Here is a 19,454-nt window from a genome sequence, read left to right as displayed (position 1 = left end):
CATGTACGGCACCATGCTTCGTCATCGACAGCCGGGAGCAGGTCGCATTCCGGCGCGCAAGTCGGCGCGTCGGGGGGCCAGCCGCATGGTGGCCAAGCCGCCCGTGTCGGCGCGTCTGTCGAAGCTAGGCATGAGCCTGCTGAAGAAGCTGGGCGGTTTGTTGCTGCTGGCAGCCCTTGGGGCTGGCAGCTACTTCTTGGGGCTGCGTCTGATGCCTTATGCCGACCAGCCGATTGCCGATGTCAAACTCGAGGGGCATCTGAGTTACGTCAGCAGCCAGGCGGTCCTCGATCGTATCGCGCCCTTCCGTCAGGCCAGCTTTTTCAGTGTCGACCTAGCCGGCATCCGCAACGACCTTGAGAGCATGACCTGGATCGCCAAAGCCGAAGTGAGGCGTGTATGGCCGGATCAACTGGTGGTCCATCTGGAGGAGCAGTTGCCGATCGCGCGCTGGGGAGACGAAGCATTGCTGAACAACCAGGGCGAAGCCTTTGCTCCGAGCGAAGTATCTCACTACGAGCATCTGCCGCAGCTGGCTGGCCCCTTGCACGCCCAGGAAAAGGTGATGCAGCAATACCATGTGCTCAACCAGATGCTCAGGCCGCTGGGTTTTTCCATTGCCCGCCTGGAGTTGCGCGAGCGGGGCAGTTGGTATGTCACCACCACCCAGGGCATCGAGCTGTTGCTCGGGCGTGACCATCTGCTCGCCAAGATGCGTCGCTTCAGCGCCATTTATGAGCGGGCCTTGAAAGAACAGAACGCGAATATCGCGCGCATCGATCTGCGTTATGCCAATGGCCTCGCCGTGGCTTGGCGCGAGCCGGTCGCGCCCACGGCGGCCGAACCCGCCGCTGTGCACTGAGTTGAGGAGCAAGTAGACAATATGGCAAGCGCGCAGAGCGGCAAGATGATCGTTGGTCTTGACATTGGTACCTCCAAGGTAGTGGCCCTGGTGGGCGAGGTGGCAGCCGATGGCCAGTTGGAAATCGTCGGCATCGGCTCCCACCCTTCGCGGGGCTTGAAGAAGGGTGTGGTGGTAAATATCGAATCCACCGTGCAGTCCATCCAGAGGGCGGTGGAGGAGGCCCAGTTGATGGCAGGCTGCCAGATCCACTCGGCTTTCGTCGGTTTGGCTGGAAACCATATCCGCAGCTTGAACTCCCACGGGATTGTCGCCATTCGTGACCGAGAGGTCAGTCAGGCCGACTTGGAGCGCGTTCTGGATGCGGCCCAAGCAGTGGCGATTCCTTCGGATCAGCGGGTGCTGCACACCCTGCCGCAGGACTATGTGATCGACAACCAGGAGGGTGTGCGCGAACCGTTGGGCATGTCCGGCGTACGCTTGGAGGCCAAGGTGCATGTGGTGACTTGCGCGGTGAATGCGGCGCAGAACGTCGAGAAGTGCGTGCGCCGCTGCGACCTGGAGGTCGACGACATCATCCTCGAGCAGCTGGCTTCGGCCCATGCGGTGCTCACTGAGGACGAGAAAGAGTTGGGCGTATGCCTGGTGGACATCGGTGGCGGTACTACCGATATCGCCATCTTTACCGAGGGGGCGATTCGCCATACCGCAGTGATTCCGATCGCCGGCGATCAGGTCACCAATGACATCGCTATGGCATTGCGCACGCCGACCCAATATGCCGAGGAAATCAAGATCCGTTATGCCTGCGCTCTGGCAAAGCTGGCCGGCGCTGGCGAAACCATCAATGTTCCCAGCGTTGGCGAGCGGCCCACGCGGGAGCTCTCCCGCCAAGCGCTGGCCGAGGTGGTCGAGCCTCGCTACGACGAGCTGTTCAGCCTGATCCATGCCGAACTGCAGCGCAGTGGCTACGAGGACTTGATCCCCGCCGGCGTTGTCCTCACCGGGGGCTCGGCGAAGATGGAGGGGGCGGTCGAGCTGGCCGAGGAGATCTTTCATATGCCGGTCCGCCTAGGCGTGCCGCACAGCGTCAAGGGAATGGATGACGTGATCAGCAATCCGATCTATTCCACGGGGGTGGGGCTCCTGCTCTACGGGCTGCAGAAGCAGGCTGATGGCGTATCCCCGTCCAGTTCTGGCAGTTTCAGCGAAGACACCAAGCTATCTGTCTTGGAGCGGCTCAAACGCTGGTTCCAGGGCAACTTCTGACAACGGCAGTAGGCAGTAAAAAGAAAAGGAAAGGAGAGGGTTTATGTTCGAACTCGTAGATAACGTTCCGCAAAGCGCAGTGATCAAGGTGATCGGCGTCGGCGGTGGTGGTGGCAATGCGGTGAATCACATGGCAGCCACCAACATCGAAGGGGTCGAGTTCATCTGTGCCAACACTGATGCCCAAGCACTGAAGAACATTACTGCACGGACTGTACTGCAACTGGGATCGGGGGTGACCAAGGGCTTGGGCGCTGGCGCCAATCCTGAGGTCGGCCGCGAAGCCGCCATGGAGGACCGCGACCGTATCGCCGAGGTGCTGCAGGGTACCGACATGGTATTCATCACCACTGGCATGGGCGGCGGTACCGGTACTGGTGCGGCGCCGGTCATCGCCGAGGTGGCGAAAGGGTTGGGTATCCTGACCGTGGCCGTGGTGACCCGCCCGTTCCCGTTCGAAGGACGCAAGCGCATGCAGGTCGCCGAGGAGGGCATCCGCCTGTTGGCCGAGCATGTCGACTCGCTGATCACCATTCCCAATGAGAAGCTGCTGACCATTCTTGGTAAGGATGCCAGCCTGCTGTCAGCCTTCGCCAAGGCCGACGACGTGTTGGCTGGCGCAGTCCGCGGCATTTCCGACATCATCAAGCGCCCCGGCATGATCAACGTCGACTTCGCCGACGTGAAGACCGTGATGAGCGAGATGGGCATGGCCATGATGGGGACCGGTTGTGCTAGCGGTCCGAACCGTGCCCGTGAGGCCACCGAGGCAGCTATCCGCAACCCGCTGCTGGAAGACGTCCACCTGCAGGGAGCCCGTGGCATTCTGGTGAACATCACCGCGGGCCCTGATCTATCCCTGGGCGAGTACTCCGATGTCGGCAATATCATCGAACAGTTCGCATCCGACCAGGCCATGGTGAAGGTGGGTACCGTGATCGATCCGGAGATGCGCGACGAACTGCATGTGACCGTAGTCGCCACTGGCCTAGGTGCGCGCACTGACAAGCCGATGAAGGTAGTGGACAACACCTTGCAGCCGACCAACGCCACTACCACTCCTGCCGTACCGCGCGGCGACCAAGCGGTCAACTACAAGGACTACGAGCGTCCCACCGTGCAGCGTCAAAGCCATGCTGCCAGCGCCACGGCTGCCAAGCTCAACCCGCAGGACGATCTGGATTATCTGGACATCCCGGCCTTCTTGCGTCGTCAGGCTGATTGATTTTGTCTATCTTTTGTGGTGTTTTGATTGGTGTCCAGCAAAGGTCGGTTCTGCTATTATCTTTGCCGTTTATTGAAAAAGATTCGCAACTGCTAGCGGCCAAACCATGATCAAACAACGCACCCTGAAGAACATTATCCGTGCCACAGGAGTGGGTTTGCATTCGGGGGAAAAGGTTTACTTGACCCTGAAGCCCGCTCCCGTAGACACGGGGATCGTGTTCCGGCGTATCGATCTCGATCCGGCGGTAGACATCCCTGCAAGGGCTGAAAACGTCGGTGAAACCACTATGTCCACCACGTTGGTCAAGGGTGAGATCAAGGTAGATACCGTGGAGCATCTGCTATCGGCCATGGCCGGTCTGGGGATCGATAATGCCTACGTCGAACTCTCCGCGCCCGAAGTGCCGATCATGGATGGCAGTGCTGGTCCCTTCGTCTTTCTGATTCAGTCGGCGGGCTTGCAGGAGCAGGAGGCTTGCAAGAGGTTCATTCGCATCAAGCAGGAAGTGGCAGTAGAGGAAGACGACAAGCGTGCCGTCTTCCTACCATTCGATGGTTTTAAGGTGAGCTTCGAAATCGATTTCGATCATCCGGTGTTCCGTGGGCGCACCCAGACGGCAAGTATCGATTTTTCCAGCACCTCATTCGTTAAGGAGGTCAGTCGCGCACGAACCTTCGGCTTCATGCGTGATATTGAGTTCCTGCGCTCGCACAACCTGGCACTCGGCGGCAGCGTGGATAATGCCATTGTGGTCGACGAGCATCGTGTGCTGAATGAGGACGGCCTGCGGTACGAGGACGAGTTCGTCAAGCATAAGATCCTCGACGCGATTGGCGATCTCTACCTGTTGGGCAACAGCCTGATCGGCGAATTCCGGGGCTACAAATCGGGACATGCCCTGAACAATCGCCTTCTGCGCGCCCTGCTCGAACAGAAGGATGCCTGGGAAGTGGTTACCTTCGAGGATGCCTCGAGTGCTCCCATCTCCTATATGCGCCCTGTGGCAGCAGTCTGACCCAGACGTTTTCCCTTTTTCCTTTTCCTTCCTCAAGGCTGCCTGTAGGCAGCCTTTCTTTTGGCTAGTCGGATTGGGCATGCCGTGCCAGCCGTTCCAGAGCGGCTCGGAGCTTGGGATCATCAATGCCCTCGGCAGCCGTCTGGATGCTTTCGGCGGCAGCCGGAGATAGCCTGGTCGTGCGGCTGTATGAGGGACCCGCCTGTATAGGCGGCTGTACCTTGAAGAGGATCTTGGTCAGCCCTCGGAACGCCTCCAAGGCCAGTAGCTGACGCTGGAGGCGGCGTTGCTGGTAACGCAGTCGAGTAGCCCATTGGCTGTCCGTGACGATCAGCAGCAGGCAACCTTCACGCCAAGAGGCTACATAGCAATGCCCGCGCGCCGCCGGTTGCAACTGGCTGTCCAGCAGTTCCTGCAATTGGATCAGCTGTTGAGTGTGGCTGAACAGCGACTTGAGAGGTTTGGCCTCACGCAGCAGCGCGGCAGGGGCTTTGGCCGGCAGGGGGCGGAAGGTCATTATGGGGGGGCCTGATGGGGAGGATGCTTATGCTAGCAGAACCCAACCTGCGCCTAAACTGGCTTCACGCGTTGGCCGATGGTAGCCGTGTCTGCGCCAACCATGCGGCTTTTGGCACTTTTGGCGCGGCCGCACGATGTCGCTTTTCTTGCCGGACGGATTTGCGGGTAGAATGCCTTTTTCCCATCGCGGCCGTCCCCGGCTGCCGGGTCGGCTTCGTGCCCACCCTCCATTCATATGTGAGGAAGAACCTGTCGATATGTTTGCGCCTTTGTTAAGAGTGCTCTTTGGAAGCAAGAACGATCGTGAAGTCAAGCGCATGCGTCGAGCCGTGCGGGCGATCAATGCCCTCGAAGAGCAGATGGTGGCGCTGACGGACGAGCAGTTGCGCGCCAAGACTGAGGAGTTCAAGGGGCGTCTCGGCAAGGGAGAAACCCTCGATCAATTGTTGCCGGAAGCCTTCGCTGCCGCCCGCGAGGCGGGCAAGCGGGTGATGGGCATGCGCCACTTCGACGTACAGCTGATCGGTGCCATGGTCCTGCATGAGGGCAAGATCGCCGAGATGCGCACTGGTGAAGGCAAGACCTTGGTAGCGACTCTCGCCGTCTATCTCAATGCCTTGGCCGGCAAGGGCGTGCACGTGGTGACGGTGAACGACTATCTGGCCCGTCGCGATGCCAACTGGATGCGCCCGCTGTATGAGTCCCTCGGCCTCTCCGTCGGTGTGGTTACGCCTTTCCAGCCACCGGAGGAGAAGCGTGCCGCCTATGCTGCCGATATCACCTATGGCACCAACAACGAGTTCGGCTTCGACTACCTGCGCGACAACATGGCCTTCAGTCTGGAGGATAAGTTTCAGCGCGAACTCAACTATGCGGTGATCGACGAGGTCGACTCCATCCTGATCGATGAGGCACGAACTCCTCTGATCATTTCCGGCCAGGCCGAAGACAGCTCACACCTGTACCTGCAGATCAATGCCTTGATTCCGCAATTGAAGCGTCATATCGAGGAAGAGGAGGGCGTGGTGACCCAGGAAGGGCACTACTCTGTCGACGAGAAGACCCGGCAGATCGAGCTGACCGAGCAGGGTCACCAGTTCATCGAGGAGCTGCTGACCCGCGCCGGCCTGCTGCCCGAGGGCGAAAACCTCTACTCCGCCCACAACCTGCCGCTGCTCACCCATGTCTATGCGGGGCTGCGTGCGCACGTCCTGTTCCATCGCAACGTCGAGTACATCGTGCAGGGTAACCAGGTGCTGCTGATCGACGAGCACACCGGCCGGACCATGCCCGGCCGCCGTCTCTCCGAAGGCTTGCACCAGGCCATCGAGGCCAAGGAGGGAATGCCAATCCAGGCGGAAAGCCAGACCCTTGCCTCTACCACTTTCCAGAATTATTTCCGCCTCTACCGCAAGCTGGCCGGCATGACCGGTACCGCCGACACCGAGGCCTTCGAGTTCCGCCAGATCTACGGTCTCGATGTGGTGGTGATCCCGACTCACCGGCCGATCGCGCGCAAGGACTTCAACGATCTGGTCTACCTGACCCAGGAAGAGAAATACACGGCGATCATCGCCGACATCAAGGAGTGCCAGGCCCTGGGGCGTCCGGTTCTGGTGGGCACTGCTTCGATCGAAAGTTCCGAGTACGTTTCCCAACTGCTGAAGAGGGAAGGCATCGCGCATCAGGTGCTGAATGCCAAGTACCACGAAAAAGAGGCCGAGATCATCGCCCAGGCCGGTCGTCCCGGTGCGGTGACCATTGCCACCAATATGGCTGGCCGGGGTACTGACATCCTCCTCGGCGGCAACTGGGAGGTCGAGATCAGCGCGCTCGACAATCCGACCGAAGAGCAGATCGCGCAGATCAAGGCCGACTGGCAGAAGCGCCATCAGCAGGTGATCGAGGCCGGCGGTCTGCACGTGATTGCCTCGGAGCGCCATGAGTCCCGTCGTATCGACAACCAGCTGCGCGGTCGGGCCGGCCGTCAGGGTGACCCGGGCTCCAGCCGCTTCTACCTGTCCCTGGAAGATAACCTGATGCGTATCTTCGCCTCCGACCGGGTGAAGAACTTCATGAAGGCGCTCGGCATGCAGACTGGCGAGGCCATTGAGCATCGCATGGTGACCAATGCCATCGAGAAGGCCCAGCGCAAAGTCGAGGGTCGTAACTTCGATATGCGCAAGCAATTGCTCGAATTCGACGATGTGGCGAATGAGCAGCGCAAGGTGATCTATCACATGCGCAACAGTCTGCTGATGGCCGAGGATATCGGTGAAACCATTGCCGAGTTCCGTCGAGATGTGCTGGGTTCGGCCATCGACCAGCATATCCCGCCACAGTCGCTGCCCGAGCAGTGGGATGTCGCGGGCCTAGAGGCCACGCTGCAGAGCGATTTCGGGGGACTCTGCCTCTGCAACAGTGGCTTGAGGAAGACGACAGGCTGCACGAGGAGGCGCTGCGCGAGCGTATTCTCGAGGCGCTACTGACCGCTTATCGGGAGAAAGAAGAGATCGCCGGGGCCGAAGCCCTGCGCACCTTCGAGAAGCAGATCCTGCTGCGTGTCCTGGATGACTTGTGGAAGGACCACCTGTCGACTATGGATCATCTGCGTCACGGTATTCATCTGCGCGGTTATGCACAGAAGAATCCCAAGCAGGAATACAAGCGCGAATCTTTCGAGCTGTTCCAGACCCTGCTCGAGTCGATCAAGCGCGATGCCATCCGCGTACTTTCCCATGTTCAGGTCCGTCGCGAGGATCCGGCCGAAGAGGAAGAGCGTCTGCGTCGTGAGGCCGAGGCCCTGGCCCGCCGCATGCAGTTCCAGCATGCCGCCGCTTCGGCTTTGGCGCCGCAGATCGAGGCTGGCGATCTCGAGGTCATCGAGGAGCCTCAGCCAGCGGATGTGCCGACACGTCCCGAGCCGAAGATCGGACGCAACGAGCCTTGCCCCTGTGGCTCTGGCAAGAAGTACAAGCACTGTCACGGGCAGCTCAACTAGAGTCATCTGGGCTGCGTTTCGGCGCAGCTGGTCTGGTATGGATGCGCAAAACCGCATCATCCGCAACGCCGCGCCCGGTCCGACCGGCCGCGGCGTTTTTCCGCCCGCTCTCCGTACCTCCGGTACGCTCACTCAATAGAACCTATACGAAGGAGCCCTTCATGGCTGTCGGTCTTGGCCCTCTGCCCACCCTGCACCCGGTCCCCGGTTTCGAACTCGGCATCGCTTCTGCCGGCATCAAGCGCCTTGGGCGCAAAGATGTGGTGGTGATGCGCTGTGCCGAAGGCTCTACGGTCGCCGGTGTGTTTACCCTCAACGCCTTCTGCGCGGCGCCGGTGATTCTCGCCAGGCAGCGTGTGCAGGGCGCCGTGCGCTATTTGCTGACCAATACCGGCAATGCCAATGCCGGTACCGGCGAGTCGGGCCTGCAGGCCGCAGCGCGTACCTGTGCCCGCCTGGCCGAGTTGACTGGGATCGACGAAGCGGCGGTACTGCCGTTCTCCACCGGCGTTATCGGCGAGCCACTGCCGGTGGAGAAGATCGAGGCCGCGCTTCCGGCTGCCCTGGCCGATCTCAAGGTCGACAACTGGGCGGCTGCCGCCGCAGGCATCATGACTACGGATACCCTGCCCAAGGGCGCCAGCCGTCAATTCGTGCATGATGGGGCGACCGTCACGATCACCGGCATTTCCAAGGGGGCCGGAATGATCCGTCCGAACATGGCCACCATGCTCGGCTACATCGCCACCGACGCCAGGATCGCCCAGCCGGTGCTGCAGGACCTGCTGCGCGATGCAGCGAACAAGTCATTCAACCGCATCACCATCGACGGCGATACTTCCACCAACGACTGTTGCATGCTGATTGCCACCGGTCAGGCCAACGTGCCGGAGATCCGTACTGCCGAGGGCGAGTTGTTCGCCAAGTTCAGGCAGGCGCTGTTCGAAGTGAGCATGGAGCTGGCCCAAGCCATCGTCCGCGACGGCGAAGGCGCGACCAAGTTCGTCACCGTGCAGGTCAACGGCGGCGCCACCCACCAAGAGTGTCTGGACGTCGGTTATGCCGTTGCCCATTCGCCGCTCATCAAGACGGCGCTGTTCGCCTCCGACCCGAACTGGGGGCGCATTCTCGCCGCCGTCGGCCGTGCCGGCGTGCCGCAGCTTGACGTGAGCCGGATCGACGTCTTTCTCGGCGATGTCTGTATCGCCAGGCAGGGCGGCCGTGCACCGACCTATACCGAGGAGCAGGGGGCCGCGGTGATGGCCGAAGCGGAAATCGGCATTCGCATCGAGCTGGGGCGGGGAGCCTGCAGCGAAACCATCTGGACCACCGACCTGTCTCACGAGTACGTGAAGATCAACGCCGAATACCGGACGTAAAGGCTGCCCGAGCGGCAGGCTGCGAGACGGAACGGTACTCGTGTGTCGTGGACTGTCCGCAGCCAAGGAGACTGTCATGTCCCTGACTCTGATCATCGGCAACAAGAACTACTCCTCCTGGTCGATGCGTGCCGCTCTGGTGCTCGAGTTGACCGAGGAGCCCTATACGGAAGTTCGGATTCCCCTGTATCAGCAGGCGAGTCGCGCCCGTCTGCTGAGCCATTCGCCTACCGGCAAGGTCCCGGTTCTGCTGACCGAAGAGGGCCCTGTTTGGGACTCACTGGCGATCGCCGAGTACCTGGCCGAAACCTACGGGGAGTGCCATCTCTGGCCGCGTGGCGAGTACGCGCGGGCGGTGGCGCGCTCGATATGTGCCGAGATGCATAGCGGTTTTGCTGCCCTGCGCAGCCATTTGCCGATGGATCTTCGGCGCCGGCCGAGACCATTGGCACAGCCGTTGCCGACTGCCGTGCAGGAGGATATCGGCCGGATCTGCACGCTCTGGGCCGATTGCCGGCAGCGTTTTGGCGCAGATGGCGCTTTCCTGTTCGGTCATGCCGGCATTCCCGATGCCTTCTATGCACCGGTGGCGGCCCGCCTGCGCAGCTATGCGGTATCCCTGCCCGAGCCGGCAGCGGCCTATGTGGAAACCATCTACCAGTGGCCGGCCTTCCAGCGCTGGTATCAGGCAGCCTTGCAGGAAACGGAGATAATCGAATGAAGCGAGTACATGTCGCGGCGGCAGTGATCCGCGGCACCGACGGCCGGGTACTGATCGCCAGGCGTCCCGAGGAGAAGCATCAAGGCGGCCTCTGGGAATTTCCCGGCGGCAAGGTCGAGGAAGGCGAGGCGATCGAGGCAGCCCTGGCCCGCGAGTTGGAGGAGGAGTTGGGCATTTGCGTGACGGCGGCCAGACCATTGATTCAAGTGCGTCACGACTACCCGGATCAGCGGGTGCTGCTGGATGTCTGGGAGGTCGGCGCCTTCACCGGCGAGCCCCACGGTGCCGAGGGGCAGGCGCTGGCCTGGGTGGCCCCGCAGCAGCTGCCGGAGTATCGGTTTCCTGCCGCCAACTATCCGATCGTCGCTGCGGCGCGGTTGCCCGAGCGCTACCTGATCACACCGGACAATCTCTCCTCACAGGCGCTGCTGCAGGGGCTGCGGACTGCTCTGAAGGGTGGTATTCGCTTGGTCCAGCTGCGTGCGCCGAATATGTTCGATCCCGAATACCGGGACGTGGCGGTCGATGTGCAGGGGCTCTGCGCCGGGCGAGCGCAGCTGATGCTCAAGGGGCCGCTAGAGTGGCTCGGCGACTTCCCGGCCGCCGGTTGGCACCTGACCGCCCGTCAATTGCGCGACTATGCCGCCAACGGCCGGCCTTTTCCGGCCGAGCGCTGGCTGGCTGCCTCCTGCCACGATGCCGAGGAGCTGGCCCTCGCAGCGCAGATGGGCGTGGACTTCGTTACTCTGTCACCCGTCGAGGCGACCCGCAGCCATCCCGAAGTCAATCCGCTAGGCTGGGAGCAGGCGGCCGAGCTGCTGCAGGGCTTCGACCGGCCGGCTTTCCTGCTTGGTGGACTCGACAGCCAGCATTTGACGCGTGCCTGGCACGCCGGTGCCCAGGGGGTCGCTGGTATCCGTGGGTTCTGGCCGGAGTGATCAGGCGGGTGGAGTGGCTGCCCGCCAGAGGATTTCCGTCCGGCCTTGGCGACGTGCGATCAGGCGCGCGGCGACGAACAGCAGGTCGGAGAGCCGGTTGAGGTAGGCGAGGAGTTCCGGGCGCAGCGCCTCGACGGCATTCAACTGCTGGCAGCGCCGTTCGGCGCTGCGCGCCTGGCTGCGGCAGACGTGGGCCTGGGCGATCAGTCGCGAGCCGCCGGGCAGGATGAAGTCCCGCAGGGGACCCAGTTCGGCGTTCCAGCGGTCGATGGCTACTTCCAGACGAGCGATCTCATATTTTCCGAGCGCCTGGTAGGCGGGCATTGCCAGTTCGCCGCCGAGATCGAACAGGCGATGCTGGCAAGGCGCTAGGATTTCGCTTAGCTCTCCGAGGTCCGGCCAGAGTGCCTGTTCTTCGTCCAGCCCGGCGAGCAGCAGGCCAAGCTGGCTGTTCAGGCTGTCGACTTCGCCTATGGCCTCCACCCGGGATGGTCCTTGGATACTCGTCGGCCATCGCCCAGGCCGGTTTCGCCAGCGTCGCCAGTGCGCGTATAAATCTTCGAGAGTCGGTTGCCCATCGCTGTCTTTGCCCGGCGGGGTTAGAGTTCGGCGCCTTCCGGTGTCTCGGCCAGTTGCAGGCGCAGGGTAAAGCTGCTGCCCTGGCCGGGCCGTGACTGCACCTCCATCTGCCCCTTGTGATTGTTGGTGATGATGAAATAGGACACCGACAGGCCGAGGCCGGTGCCCTGACCGACTTCCTTGGTGGTGAAGAACGGCTCGAAGATGCGCTTGCGGACATTCTCCGGAATACCGACACCGTTGTCCTCGACGCTGAGTTCCGCCCATGGCGGGTTGAGGCGGGTACGTAAAGTGATGAGCCCTGGCATGCCGTTATGGCGCTGATGGATGGACTGGGCGGCGTTCTTCAGCAGGTTGAGCAGTACCTGTTCCAGTTCGTTGGCGATGACCAGTACCGGCCGAGATTGGGGTCGAAGTTGCGCTGGATGCGAATGTTCCTGAAGTCGAAGCTATCCGCCGGGGCGAAGTCGTTGCCGGCGATTTCCAGGGCTTGGTCGATCAGCGGCGGGAGCAGAGTGGGGCTTAGTTGCCGGTCGCTGCGTCGGCTGAAACTGAGCATGTGGCTGACGATCTTTGCCGCACGGGCTCCGGCCTGCTGGATACCGTCAAGCAGTTGCGGTATCTCGCGCAGGGTCAGATAGTCGTTCACCGCACTCAGCGAGACGCCGCATTCCTCCGCCTGCTCCAGGTTCTTCGGTAGCTCTGGCGACAGGCGCCGGCGGATGTTCTGCACATTGTGCAGGATGGCTCCCAGCGGGTTATTGATCTCGTGGGCCATGCCGGCGGCGAGACCGCCGACCGACAGCATCTTCTCCGACTGCACCATCAGCTCCTCCATGGACAGACGTTGGGTGATGTCGTCGATGCGAATCACCACTCCGCGTCCACCTCCGCCCATCAGCGGATAGAAGGTCAGCGCGTAGTGGCGTGGCTCGTCGTTGCGCATCCAGGTGACACGCTCGATCTTCTCTACCCGGTGCCGCTCGGCGGTGTGCCGGAGCTGGTCGAGGAACGGCTGCAACGGCGGAAAGGCGAGGAAGATCGGTTGGTTCAAGGCCTCCTGCAGAGGGGTTCCGGACAGGCTGCTGGCTTCCTGGTTCCACTGGGTGACGTAGAGCTGTTCGTCGAGGGCGATCAGGGCCGAAGGCATCGAGTCGATGATGCTGTTGAGATAGTTCTGAAAGCCGGTGAGCTTCTTCTCGATCTTGCTACGTACTTGGACTTCCAGCTCCAGCTTGCGATTGAAGCGGCGGGTTTCCTCGGTCAGGTTCTGGGCCTGATCGAAGGCGCTTTGTGCCTCGTCGCGGGCGCGCTTGAGCTGCTGTTCGCGAGCCTCGATGCGCGACAGCATGGTATTGAAGGCGTCGGCCAGGCTGCCGATCTCGTCCTCGTTGCCGCGTTTGGCGCGCAGCGAATAGTTCTCTTCAAGGGTGACCCGGCGTGAAAGCTCTTCCAGCCTGCGGATCGGCCGGGTGATCAGCCGGCGAATCTGCCGGGCGACCAGCATCCACAGCAGTACGCTGACGGCGAGGATCAGCAGGCTGGCGCTGAGGGTTCCGGTGTAGAAGCCCCGGGCAGCTCGCTGGAGGCGACCAGCAGCAGATGGCCGGGGGGCTGTCCCGGCTGTGGCAGCTCGACCAGTTGGGTGACCCGGAATTCGAGCAGCCGCCAGGCCGGCAACTTGTCGACCTGCGCCGGCAGATGCAGCGTCTCGCCCCGCTGCAGTTGGGCGAGCAGCCGTCCGTCGCGGCCATAGAGGGCGGCGCTGCGCAGCGGCGTATAGGCCTCCAGGCGCAGCAGCACTTCCCGGGCCGCTTCCGGCGAGGCAAGGGCTTGTTCGGCGAGCTGCGGACTGGCGATCAACTGACCCAGCGTGCTTAACGCCTGAGGAGTCATGCTCTGCTGGGAGATCCAGTAGGCGGCGCTGATGAAGGCCAGGTTGGCCAGCAGCAGCACGGTGGCGAGCAGAACCACCAAGGCCGCCAGGAGTTTTTGGCCGACTGGCAGATTTTCAAGGCGCTGGCGCAGAACCATAGAGCATCACGTGGCGGTGGATGTGAGGGCAGGTTAGCGCGGGCCTCAGTCGACCGGCAATCCGCGTGCGGCCAGATGCCGCTGCAGCCGTTGTTGTAGTGCCTCCAGATTCGGCAGGTGCAGCTCCCGGCGCCCGGCCTCGCGACAGGCATGGCCGAGCAGGTAGGCGATCTCGCTGCGTCGGCCGCAGGCCACGTCCTGATGCATCGACGAATAGTTCGCCGCGGTGGCCCGGATTACCCGTTCGACCTCGTCCTGCAGGCCCTCGGCGGCGACCGGCTGATCGCAGCGGCGCAGCAGTTCGGTCAGCTCGGCACAAAGCGCAGCGACTTCCTCGGCATGCGCTTGCAGACCGCCGTTGCGGCAGTCGTGCAGGACGGTGAGCGGGTTGATCGCGCAGTTGAGGGCGAGCTTGCGCCACAGCCGGGTGTGGATTTCCTCGCTCCAGGTGTGAGGAATACCCGCTGCGGACAGTTCGTCTAGCCAGGCCGGCGCTTGTCTCGAGTCGCCCAGCCAGGTATGGCCCTGGCCGGCGAATACCACCCGGAAGTCGCCATCGCGGAAAGCACCCTCGGTGGTCGAGGCTGGTAGGCAGCGGCGTCCGGGCAACCGGGTGGCGACCGCTTCCTGGCTGCCGAGGCCGTTCTGCAGCAGGACGAGCTCGGCGCCTGGCCCTAAGCGGGACGCCAGGCTCTCGGCCGCCGGTGCTGCGTCATAGGCTTTGCAGGCCAGCAGCAGGCGGTGGATGGGGATATCGGCGCCGAGGCTTTCGGCCGGAATCGGATACAAATGCTCTGTGCCGTCCTCCACCAGGCGCAGGCCGCCTGCTGCCCGGTAGGCGGCTAGCCGCTGCGGGCTGCGCAGGATCAGCCGCACCGGTAGGCCGGCGCGGGCCAGGCGCACGGCCCAGAGGCTGCCCAGGCTGCCGGCGCCGAGCACGTGCCAGATCGTCTTGCTGGCAGGAGGCTGGGATGCATCGAACGGGGACAGGGGCATAGCTAGACTCGCTGGTAAGCTCTGGGGCGGGCAAGGGCAATAGTCTGTGTGCAGTGCCCCTTGGCCGAGCCGTTATAATGAGGGGTCATTTCAACCGTCAAGCCCGGCGCCTGCCGCGATTCCGGCCGCGCCCCAACTGGAGGAATTCCATGCCCTCGTTCGACGTGGTGTCCGAACTGGACAAGCACGAAGTCACCAATGCCATCGACAATGCGGTCAAAGAGCTCGACCGGCGCTATGACCTGCGTGGCAAAGGCAGCTTCGAGTTCAAGGAGAAGACGGTCACCCTGACCGCCGAGGCCGACTTCATGCTCGAGCAGATGATCGAGATCCTCAAGCTGGCGCTGATCAAGCGCAAGATCGATATCCAGTGTCTCGAATACAAGGATCCCTACGCCTCGGGTAAGGTGGTCAAGCAGGAGATCACTCTGCGCGAAGGCATCGACAAGGAACTGGCGAAGAAGATCGTCGCCCTGATCAAGGACGCCAAACTCAAGGTACAGGCGGCGATCCAGGGCGAGCAGGTGCGCGTCACCGGCAAGAAGCGCGACGACCTTCAAGAGGCCATCGCCTTGCTGCGTACCCAAGAGTTGGGGATGCCGCTGCAGTTCAATAACTTTCGCGACTGACCTGCTTCAGACTCCGAGTGCCGGGCGCCTATGTGTCCGGAAACGCAATCGTCGCTGTCAGGCCAGGACGATTGCGACACGGGGCGAGCCGTGGCTCAGGATCTTTCGGTAAGGGGATTGCCGTCTTCGGAGGATTCGGGAGCGAGAGGTTGTTGCCGCGACTGCCAGAGGATCAGCAGCAGGGTCGGTACGCCGAGCAGGGCGGTGAACAGGAAGAACTGGGCGTAGCCGTGCTTTTCCACCAGCACACCGGAATAGCCGCCGATCAGCCGCGGCAGCAGCAGCATGATCGAGCTCAGCAGGGCGTACTGGGTGGCGGAGAACTTCAGGCTGGTCAGGCTCGACAGATAAGCGACGAAGGCCGAAGTGGCCAGGCCGGAGCTGAAGTTGTCGCAGGAGATGGTCACTATCAGCATCTCCAGGTTGGCGCCCATGCTGGTGAGCATGAGGAACAGCAGGTTGGTGGCGGCGGAGGCCGCACCACCGATGAAGAGGATCGGCAGGATGCCGAAGCGGACGATCAGCAGGCCGCCGAAGCCGGCGCCGAGCAGGGTCATGATCAGGCCGAACAGCTTGCTGACACTGGCGATCTGCTCCTTGGTGAAGCCCTGGTCGATATAGAACACGTTGGCCATCACACCGAGCACCGTATCCGACAGACGATAGGTGGCGATCAGGCCGAGGAGCAGCAGGGCCTGCCAGCGATAGCGGTGGATGAAGTCGCTGATGGGGGTTAGCACCGGCGCCAGGCTGCGACGCCCCATGGCCGACAGACACAGGGTGGTGAGGATGAGGTAGAGCAGGAAGCGCAGGAAGGCGCGGTCCTCGCCGATCAGTTCGACCACGCCCATACGGCCCTGCAGCACCAGCAGGATGTCGCTGTTGTAGAGCTGGGTGAAGGTGGCCGGCACCGAGACCATCAGCACGATCAGCACCAGAATCGACAGCATCTGGTGGTTGAAGCCGTAGCGCGCTGCCTCCTGCTGGGTCTGCAGGGGGACCGCAGGCTCGCGCATCAGCAGGGTGGTGGTCAGACCGGGCAACATCAGCAGGGCGAACACCAGGTAGGTGGAGCCCCAGGCGGAAAGCTTGTAGATCTCGTGAGTGGAGCCGAACCAGTCGGCAAAATACAGGGCGCCGGCAGTGGCCAGCAGGGCCGAGACCCGGTAGCCGGCCATGTAGCTAGCAGCCAGAGCGGCTTGGCGGCTGCCTTCGGCAATCTCCAGGCGATAGGCATCCACCGCGATGTCCTGGGTGGCTGAGGCGAAGGCGACCAACACGGCCAGGGCTATCAGCCATGGCAGGGTATTCTGCGGGTCGCACAGCGCCATCCCGGCCAGCCCCAGGGCGATCAGTGTCTGTGACAGCAACAGCCAGGAGCGCCGCCGGCCCAAACGGCCGAGTAGCGGCAGGCGCCACTGATCCAGCAGGGGGGCCCATATCCACTTGAAGGCATAGGCCAAGCCGATCAGGCTGGCATAGCCGATGGTTTGGCGAGCGATCCCGGCCTCACGCAGCCAGACCGACAGCGTGGAAAACACCAGCATGTACGGTAAGCCGGCGACGAAGCCAAGCAGCAGCAAGGCCAAGGCGGCGGGGCTGGCATAGGCGGCGAGGGCATCGCGCCAGGATTTATGGGGCATGGGACTTCATGGTGACGGGCAAAGGGCGCACTCTAACCGCAGCGTCATCCGGATTCCAGCCGTGCCGGCGAATATCCACCCGATTGTCGCGTATGGCCAGCCCCTCCGCTCGCAGGCGGGCACGTTGCTCGTCGCCGGCGAGGGTGCCCGGCGCCAGGCTGAGTCGGCCGTCGGCGGCAATCACACGGTGCCAGGGCAGGTGGGTGTCTTCCGGCAGTTGCGCCAGGATGCGACCGACCCAGCGGGCAGCTCGACCGAGGCCGGCCAGCTCGGCAAGGCGTCCGTAGCTGACCACTTGGCCGGGTGGCACTTGCGCCAGGGTCTGGTACAGGGCCTGCCGGCGGCTAGCGGCGTCTTCCACTGTGTGCTTGTAAGGGGGGAGGATATCTGCAGAAGGCATGGGGGAAACGGCTCCGGATCTTTGCCCGGAGCCCACCTTTTCTATAAGCGTAGACCGCCATCCATTTCGATGACGCGACCGGTGAAATAGTCGTTCTCGAAGATGAAGGCGGCGGCATGGGCGATTTCCGCAGGTTTGCCCATGCGTTTGAGCGGGATGCCGGCGGTCATCTTTTCCAGCGCTTCGGCGCGCATGCTGGCGGTCATCTCGGTCTCGATAAATCCGGGCGCGATGGCTGCCACGCGAATGCCGTAGCGGGCTAACTCCTTGGCCCAGACCACAGTATCGGCTGCCACCCCGGCCTTGGCCGCCGAATAGTTGGCCTGACCCATGTTGCCGGCGCGCGAGATGGAAGAAATGTTGACGATCACGCCCTGGTTGCCCAACTCGATCATTCTCGCCGCGACTTCCCGTGTGCAGAGGAACACGCCAGTCAGATTGACGTCGATCACCGCCTGCCACTGGGCCAGACTCAGGGTGCTCAATTCGCCATCTTTGAGCTTGACGGTGAGGCCGTCGCGGAGGATGCCGGCGTTGTTCACCAGACCGTTGATCGCCCCGAAGTCCTTCGCCACCTGGCCGACCATCCGTATGACTTCTTCTTCCTCGGCGACGTTGCACAGGTAGGCACGCGCCTCGCCGCCGGCCTCCCGACAGGCCGTGACGGCTGCGTTGAGCTTGTCCGCGTTGAGGTCGACCAGCGCGAGCCTTGCGCCCCTGGCTGCCAGATACTCGGCCATGGACCGCCCCAGCCCTTGGCAACCTCCAGTGATGATGATGACCTTATCGTTCAGTTGCATCTGATATCCCTCATTGGGATGGATCCACTGTTGCCTTGCCGGTGCCGTTACTCGTTATGCTGGACACTTGTCCGCTGCAGCGGATCTTCGACGAGGAGTCATAAGGTGAGCGTGAAGGTAAAGGACTTAAAGGATGCCCGACTATTATTACTTAAAGAGTACCGCGGAGCGCTAGCAACCCTGTCCCAGAGCCTGCCTGGCTTCCCTTTCGGATCGGCGGTCCCTTATTGCCTGGATGCAGGGGGGCGACCGTTGCTCCTGATCAGTCGGATCGCCCAGCACACCCGCAACCTGCAGGCCGATGGCAGGTGTTCATTGCTGGTCGGCGAGCGCGGCGCACTCGACGTGCAGGCCTCCGGGCGCCTGACGCTCATGGCCGAAGCCCGGCAGTTGCTGGACGAGTCGCTGATCGAGGCTGCTGCTGCGCGTTACTACCGTTATTTCCCGGCCGCACGAAATTATCATCGGGCCCACGATTTCGATTTTTGGGTGCTGGAGCCGGTGCGCTGGCGTTTTATCGGTGGTTTCGGCTCGATCCATTGGTTGGATGGTGTGGAACTGACCAACCCCTTCGCTGGAGAGGCTGAGGCCTCTATGATCGAGCATATGAACCGCGACCATGGCGAAGCCATCGCGCATTACCTCAGACTGGCGGGGCTGCCGGCCGATGAGCCGGCAGAAATGGTCGGTATCGACAGCGAAGGCTTCCATCTGCGCATCGGTCAGGCGCTGTACTGGTTGTCCTTTCCAACACCCTGTAACAATCCCGTCATGGTGCGTCAGGCCTTGGTAGAGCTGGCTCGCGCCGAGACTTGGCCGAGCGCCGAGGTAGATGACGCTTGAATTGACGGTGTCCGGCCCCATTTAGTTTCAGAAAGGAAGGTGTCCTTCCGCCCAGGAAAACCATTGATGCGTGCTTTTCTACTGTTGTTCCTGCTTTTCCCCCTGCTTGAGCTGGCGGTGATGATCAAGGTTGGCTCCGCGATCGGTGTGTTGCCGACCCTGCTGTTGATCGTTCTCGGTGTCTTGGTAGGGGGCTCGGTCCTGCGCCTGGCCGGTGTGGCAACTGCGTGGCGGGCTCGCGAGCGCTTGGCCCGCGGCGAATTGCCGGAGCAGGAAATGCTCGAGGGGCTGCTGGTCGCCATTGGCGGCGGCTTGCTGCTGCTACCGGGCTTCCTCAGCGACTTGCTGGCTGTGCCCTGCCTGTTGCCTTTCACGCGTCGCCTATTGCTGGATCGTCTGCGTCGACGTGCCGAAGAGCAGGCGCTGCGTCAGCGGGCCTTTTTCGACGATCTGGCTGCCCGCTCCAGGCCATCCGGCCCCGAGGCTGCTCGTCCCAACGTGATCGAGGGTGAATACGAGCGTCGGGATGACTGAGTAATCGTCTTCGAAGTCACGCGCCATGGAGCGGGTGGTCCCGAGGCTTTGAGTCCTGAGCATG

Annotated in this window: 15 protein-coding genes and 3 pseudogenes; 11 read left to right on the top strand and 7 right to left on the bottom strand. The window is 62.5% G+C overall.

Annotated features, from left to right (window positions below; translation table 11 throughout):
• Position 1: 1 nt before the first annotated feature.
• The 4 genes from Atro_RS07540 (at position 2) to lpxC (ending at position 4,374) form a co-directional block, all read left to right on the top strand.
• Positions 2 to 862 (top strand): cell division protein FtsQ/DivIB, encoded by an 861-nt coding sequence (locus tag Atro_RS07540; protein WP_497927086.1) that lies wholly within the window; start codon positions 2 to 4, stop codon positions 860 to 862.
• Between the two features lie 21 nt (positions 863 to 883).
• The gene (ftsA, locus tag Atro_RS07535) at positions 884 to 2,131 is read left to right on the top strand and encodes a cell division protein FtsA (protein ID WP_497927085.1); all 1,248 of its coding nucleotides are present in this window, start codon (positions 884 to 886) and stop codon (positions 2,129 to 2,131) included.
• 43 nt (positions 2,132 to 2,174) lie between these two features.
• Positions 2,175 to 3,356 (top strand): cell division protein FtsZ, encoded by a 1,182-nt coding sequence (gene ftsZ, locus Atro_RS07530; RefSeq protein WP_497927084.1) that lies wholly within the window; start codon positions 2,175 to 2,177, stop codon positions 3,354 to 3,356.
• Between the two features lie 106 nt (positions 3,357 to 3,462).
• Positions 3,463 to 4,374, top strand: coding sequence for a UDP-3-O-acyl-N-acetylglucosamine deacetylase (gene lpxC / locus Atro_RS07525; protein ID WP_497927083.1), 912 nt, complete (start codon positions 3,463 to 3,465; stop codon positions 4,372 to 4,374).
• A 64-nt stretch (positions 4,375 to 4,438) separates the two neighbouring features.
• On the opposite strand, the gene Atro_RS07520 is transcribed toward lpxC, so the two are convergent.
• On the bottom strand, positions 4,439 to 4,891 hold the full coding sequence (locus tag Atro_RS07520) for a DciA family protein (protein ID WP_497927082.1): 453 nt from the start codon (positions 4,889 to 4,891) through the stop codon (positions 4,439 to 4,441).
• 259 nt (positions 4,892 to 5,150) lie between these two features.
• On the opposite strand from Atro_RS07520, the pseudogene secA reads away from it, so the two are divergent.
• The 4 genes and pseudogenes from secA (at position 5,151) to Atro_RS07500 (ending at position 10,932) form a co-directional block, all read left to right on the top strand.
• Positions 5,151 to 7,894 (top strand): annotated as a pseudogene (gene secA, locus Atro_RS07515) (preprotein translocase subunit SecA).
• A gap of 161 nt (positions 7,895 to 8,055) precedes the next feature.
• On the top strand, positions 8,056 to 9,273 hold the full coding sequence (argJ, locus tag Atro_RS07510) for a bifunctional glutamate N-acetyltransferase/amino-acid acetyltransferase ArgJ (RefSeq protein WP_497927081.1): 1,218 nt from the start codon (positions 8,056 to 8,058) through the stop codon (positions 9,271 to 9,273).
• A 76-nt stretch (positions 9,274 to 9,349) separates the two neighbouring features.
• Entirely contained in the window at positions 9,350 to 9,994 is a 645-nt protein-coding gene (locus Atro_RS07505; RefSeq protein WP_497927080.1) for a glutathione S-transferase family protein, read from the top strand.
• Positions 9,991 to 10,932 (top strand): Nudix family hydrolase, encoded by a 942-nt coding sequence (locus Atro_RS07500; protein ID WP_497927079.1) that lies wholly within the window; start codon positions 9,991 to 9,993, stop codon positions 10,930 to 10,932. Before Atro_RS07505 ends, Atro_RS07500 begins: the two co-directional genes overlap by 4 nt.
• Here the strand turns inward: Atro_RS07500 and Atro_RS07495 are convergent.
• The 3 genes and pseudogenes from Atro_RS07495 to Atro_RS07485 form a co-directional block, all read right to left on the bottom strand.
• Positions 10,933 to 11,510 (bottom strand): annotated as a pseudogene (locus tag Atro_RS07495) (cob(I)yrinic acid a,c-diamide adenosyltransferase).
• A 21-nt stretch (positions 11,511 to 11,531) separates the two neighbouring features.
• A pseudogene (locus Atro_RS07490) lies at positions 11,532 to 13,545 on the bottom strand (sensor histidine kinase).
• 45 nt (positions 13,546 to 13,590) lie between these two features.
• Positions 13,591 to 14,541 (bottom strand): putative 2-dehydropantoate 2-reductase, encoded by a 951-nt coding sequence (locus Atro_RS07485; protein WP_497927078.1) that lies wholly within the window; start codon positions 14,539 to 14,541, stop codon positions 13,591 to 13,593.
• A gap of 149 nt (positions 14,542 to 14,690) precedes the next feature.
• Between Atro_RS07485 and Atro_RS07480 the strand changes: the two genes are divergently transcribed.
• Positions 14,691 to 15,170: a YajQ family cyclic di-GMP-binding protein gene (locus Atro_RS07480; RefSeq protein ID WP_497927077.1), complete on the top strand. Its 480-nt coding sequence runs from the start codon at positions 14,691 to 14,693 to the stop codon at positions 15,168 to 15,170.
• A 95-nt stretch (positions 15,171 to 15,265) separates the two neighbouring features.
• Here the strand turns inward: Atro_RS07480 and Atro_RS07475 are convergent, their stop codons facing one another.
• The 3 genes from Atro_RS07475 to Atro_RS07465 are packed head-to-tail and all read right to left on the bottom strand — an operon-like array spanning position 15,266 to position 18,013.
• Entirely contained in the window at positions 15,266 to 16,813 is a 1,548-nt protein-coding gene (locus Atro_RS07475; protein WP_497927076.1) for an AmpG family muropeptide MFS transporter, read from the bottom strand.
• Positions 16,803 to 17,213, bottom strand: a complete 411-nt coding sequence (locus Atro_RS07470; protein WP_497927075.1) for an MGMT family protein — start codon at positions 17,211 to 17,213, stop codon at positions 16,803 to 16,805. Before Atro_RS07470 ends, Atro_RS07475 begins: the two co-directional genes overlap by 11 nt.
• A gap of 41 nt (positions 17,214 to 17,254) precedes the next feature.
• Entirely contained in the window at positions 17,255 to 18,013 is a 759-nt protein-coding gene (locus Atro_RS07465) for an SDR family oxidoreductase (protein WP_497927074.1), read from the bottom strand.
• Between the two features lie 111 nt (positions 18,014 to 18,124).
• Here Atro_RS07465 and Atro_RS07460 point away from each other — a divergent pair, with 111 nt between their 5' ends.
• Both Atro_RS07460 and Atro_RS07455 read left to right on the top strand, forming a co-directional pair.
• Entirely contained in the window at positions 18,125 to 18,856 is a 732-nt protein-coding gene (locus Atro_RS07460) for a HugZ family pyridoxamine 5'-phosphate oxidase (protein WP_497927632.1), read from the top strand.
• A 66-nt stretch (positions 18,857 to 18,922) separates the two neighbouring features.
• On the top strand, positions 18,923 to 19,390 hold the full coding sequence (locus Atro_RS07455; RefSeq protein ID WP_497927073.1) for an FxsA family protein: 468 nt from the start codon (positions 18,923 to 18,925) through the stop codon (positions 19,388 to 19,390).
• Positions 19,391 to 19,454: the final 64 nt, after the last annotated feature.

The sequence above is a fragment of the Azotobacter tropicalis genome (assembly GCF_059739045.1).
This window is presented reverse-complemented; position numbering and strand designations above follow the sequence as displayed.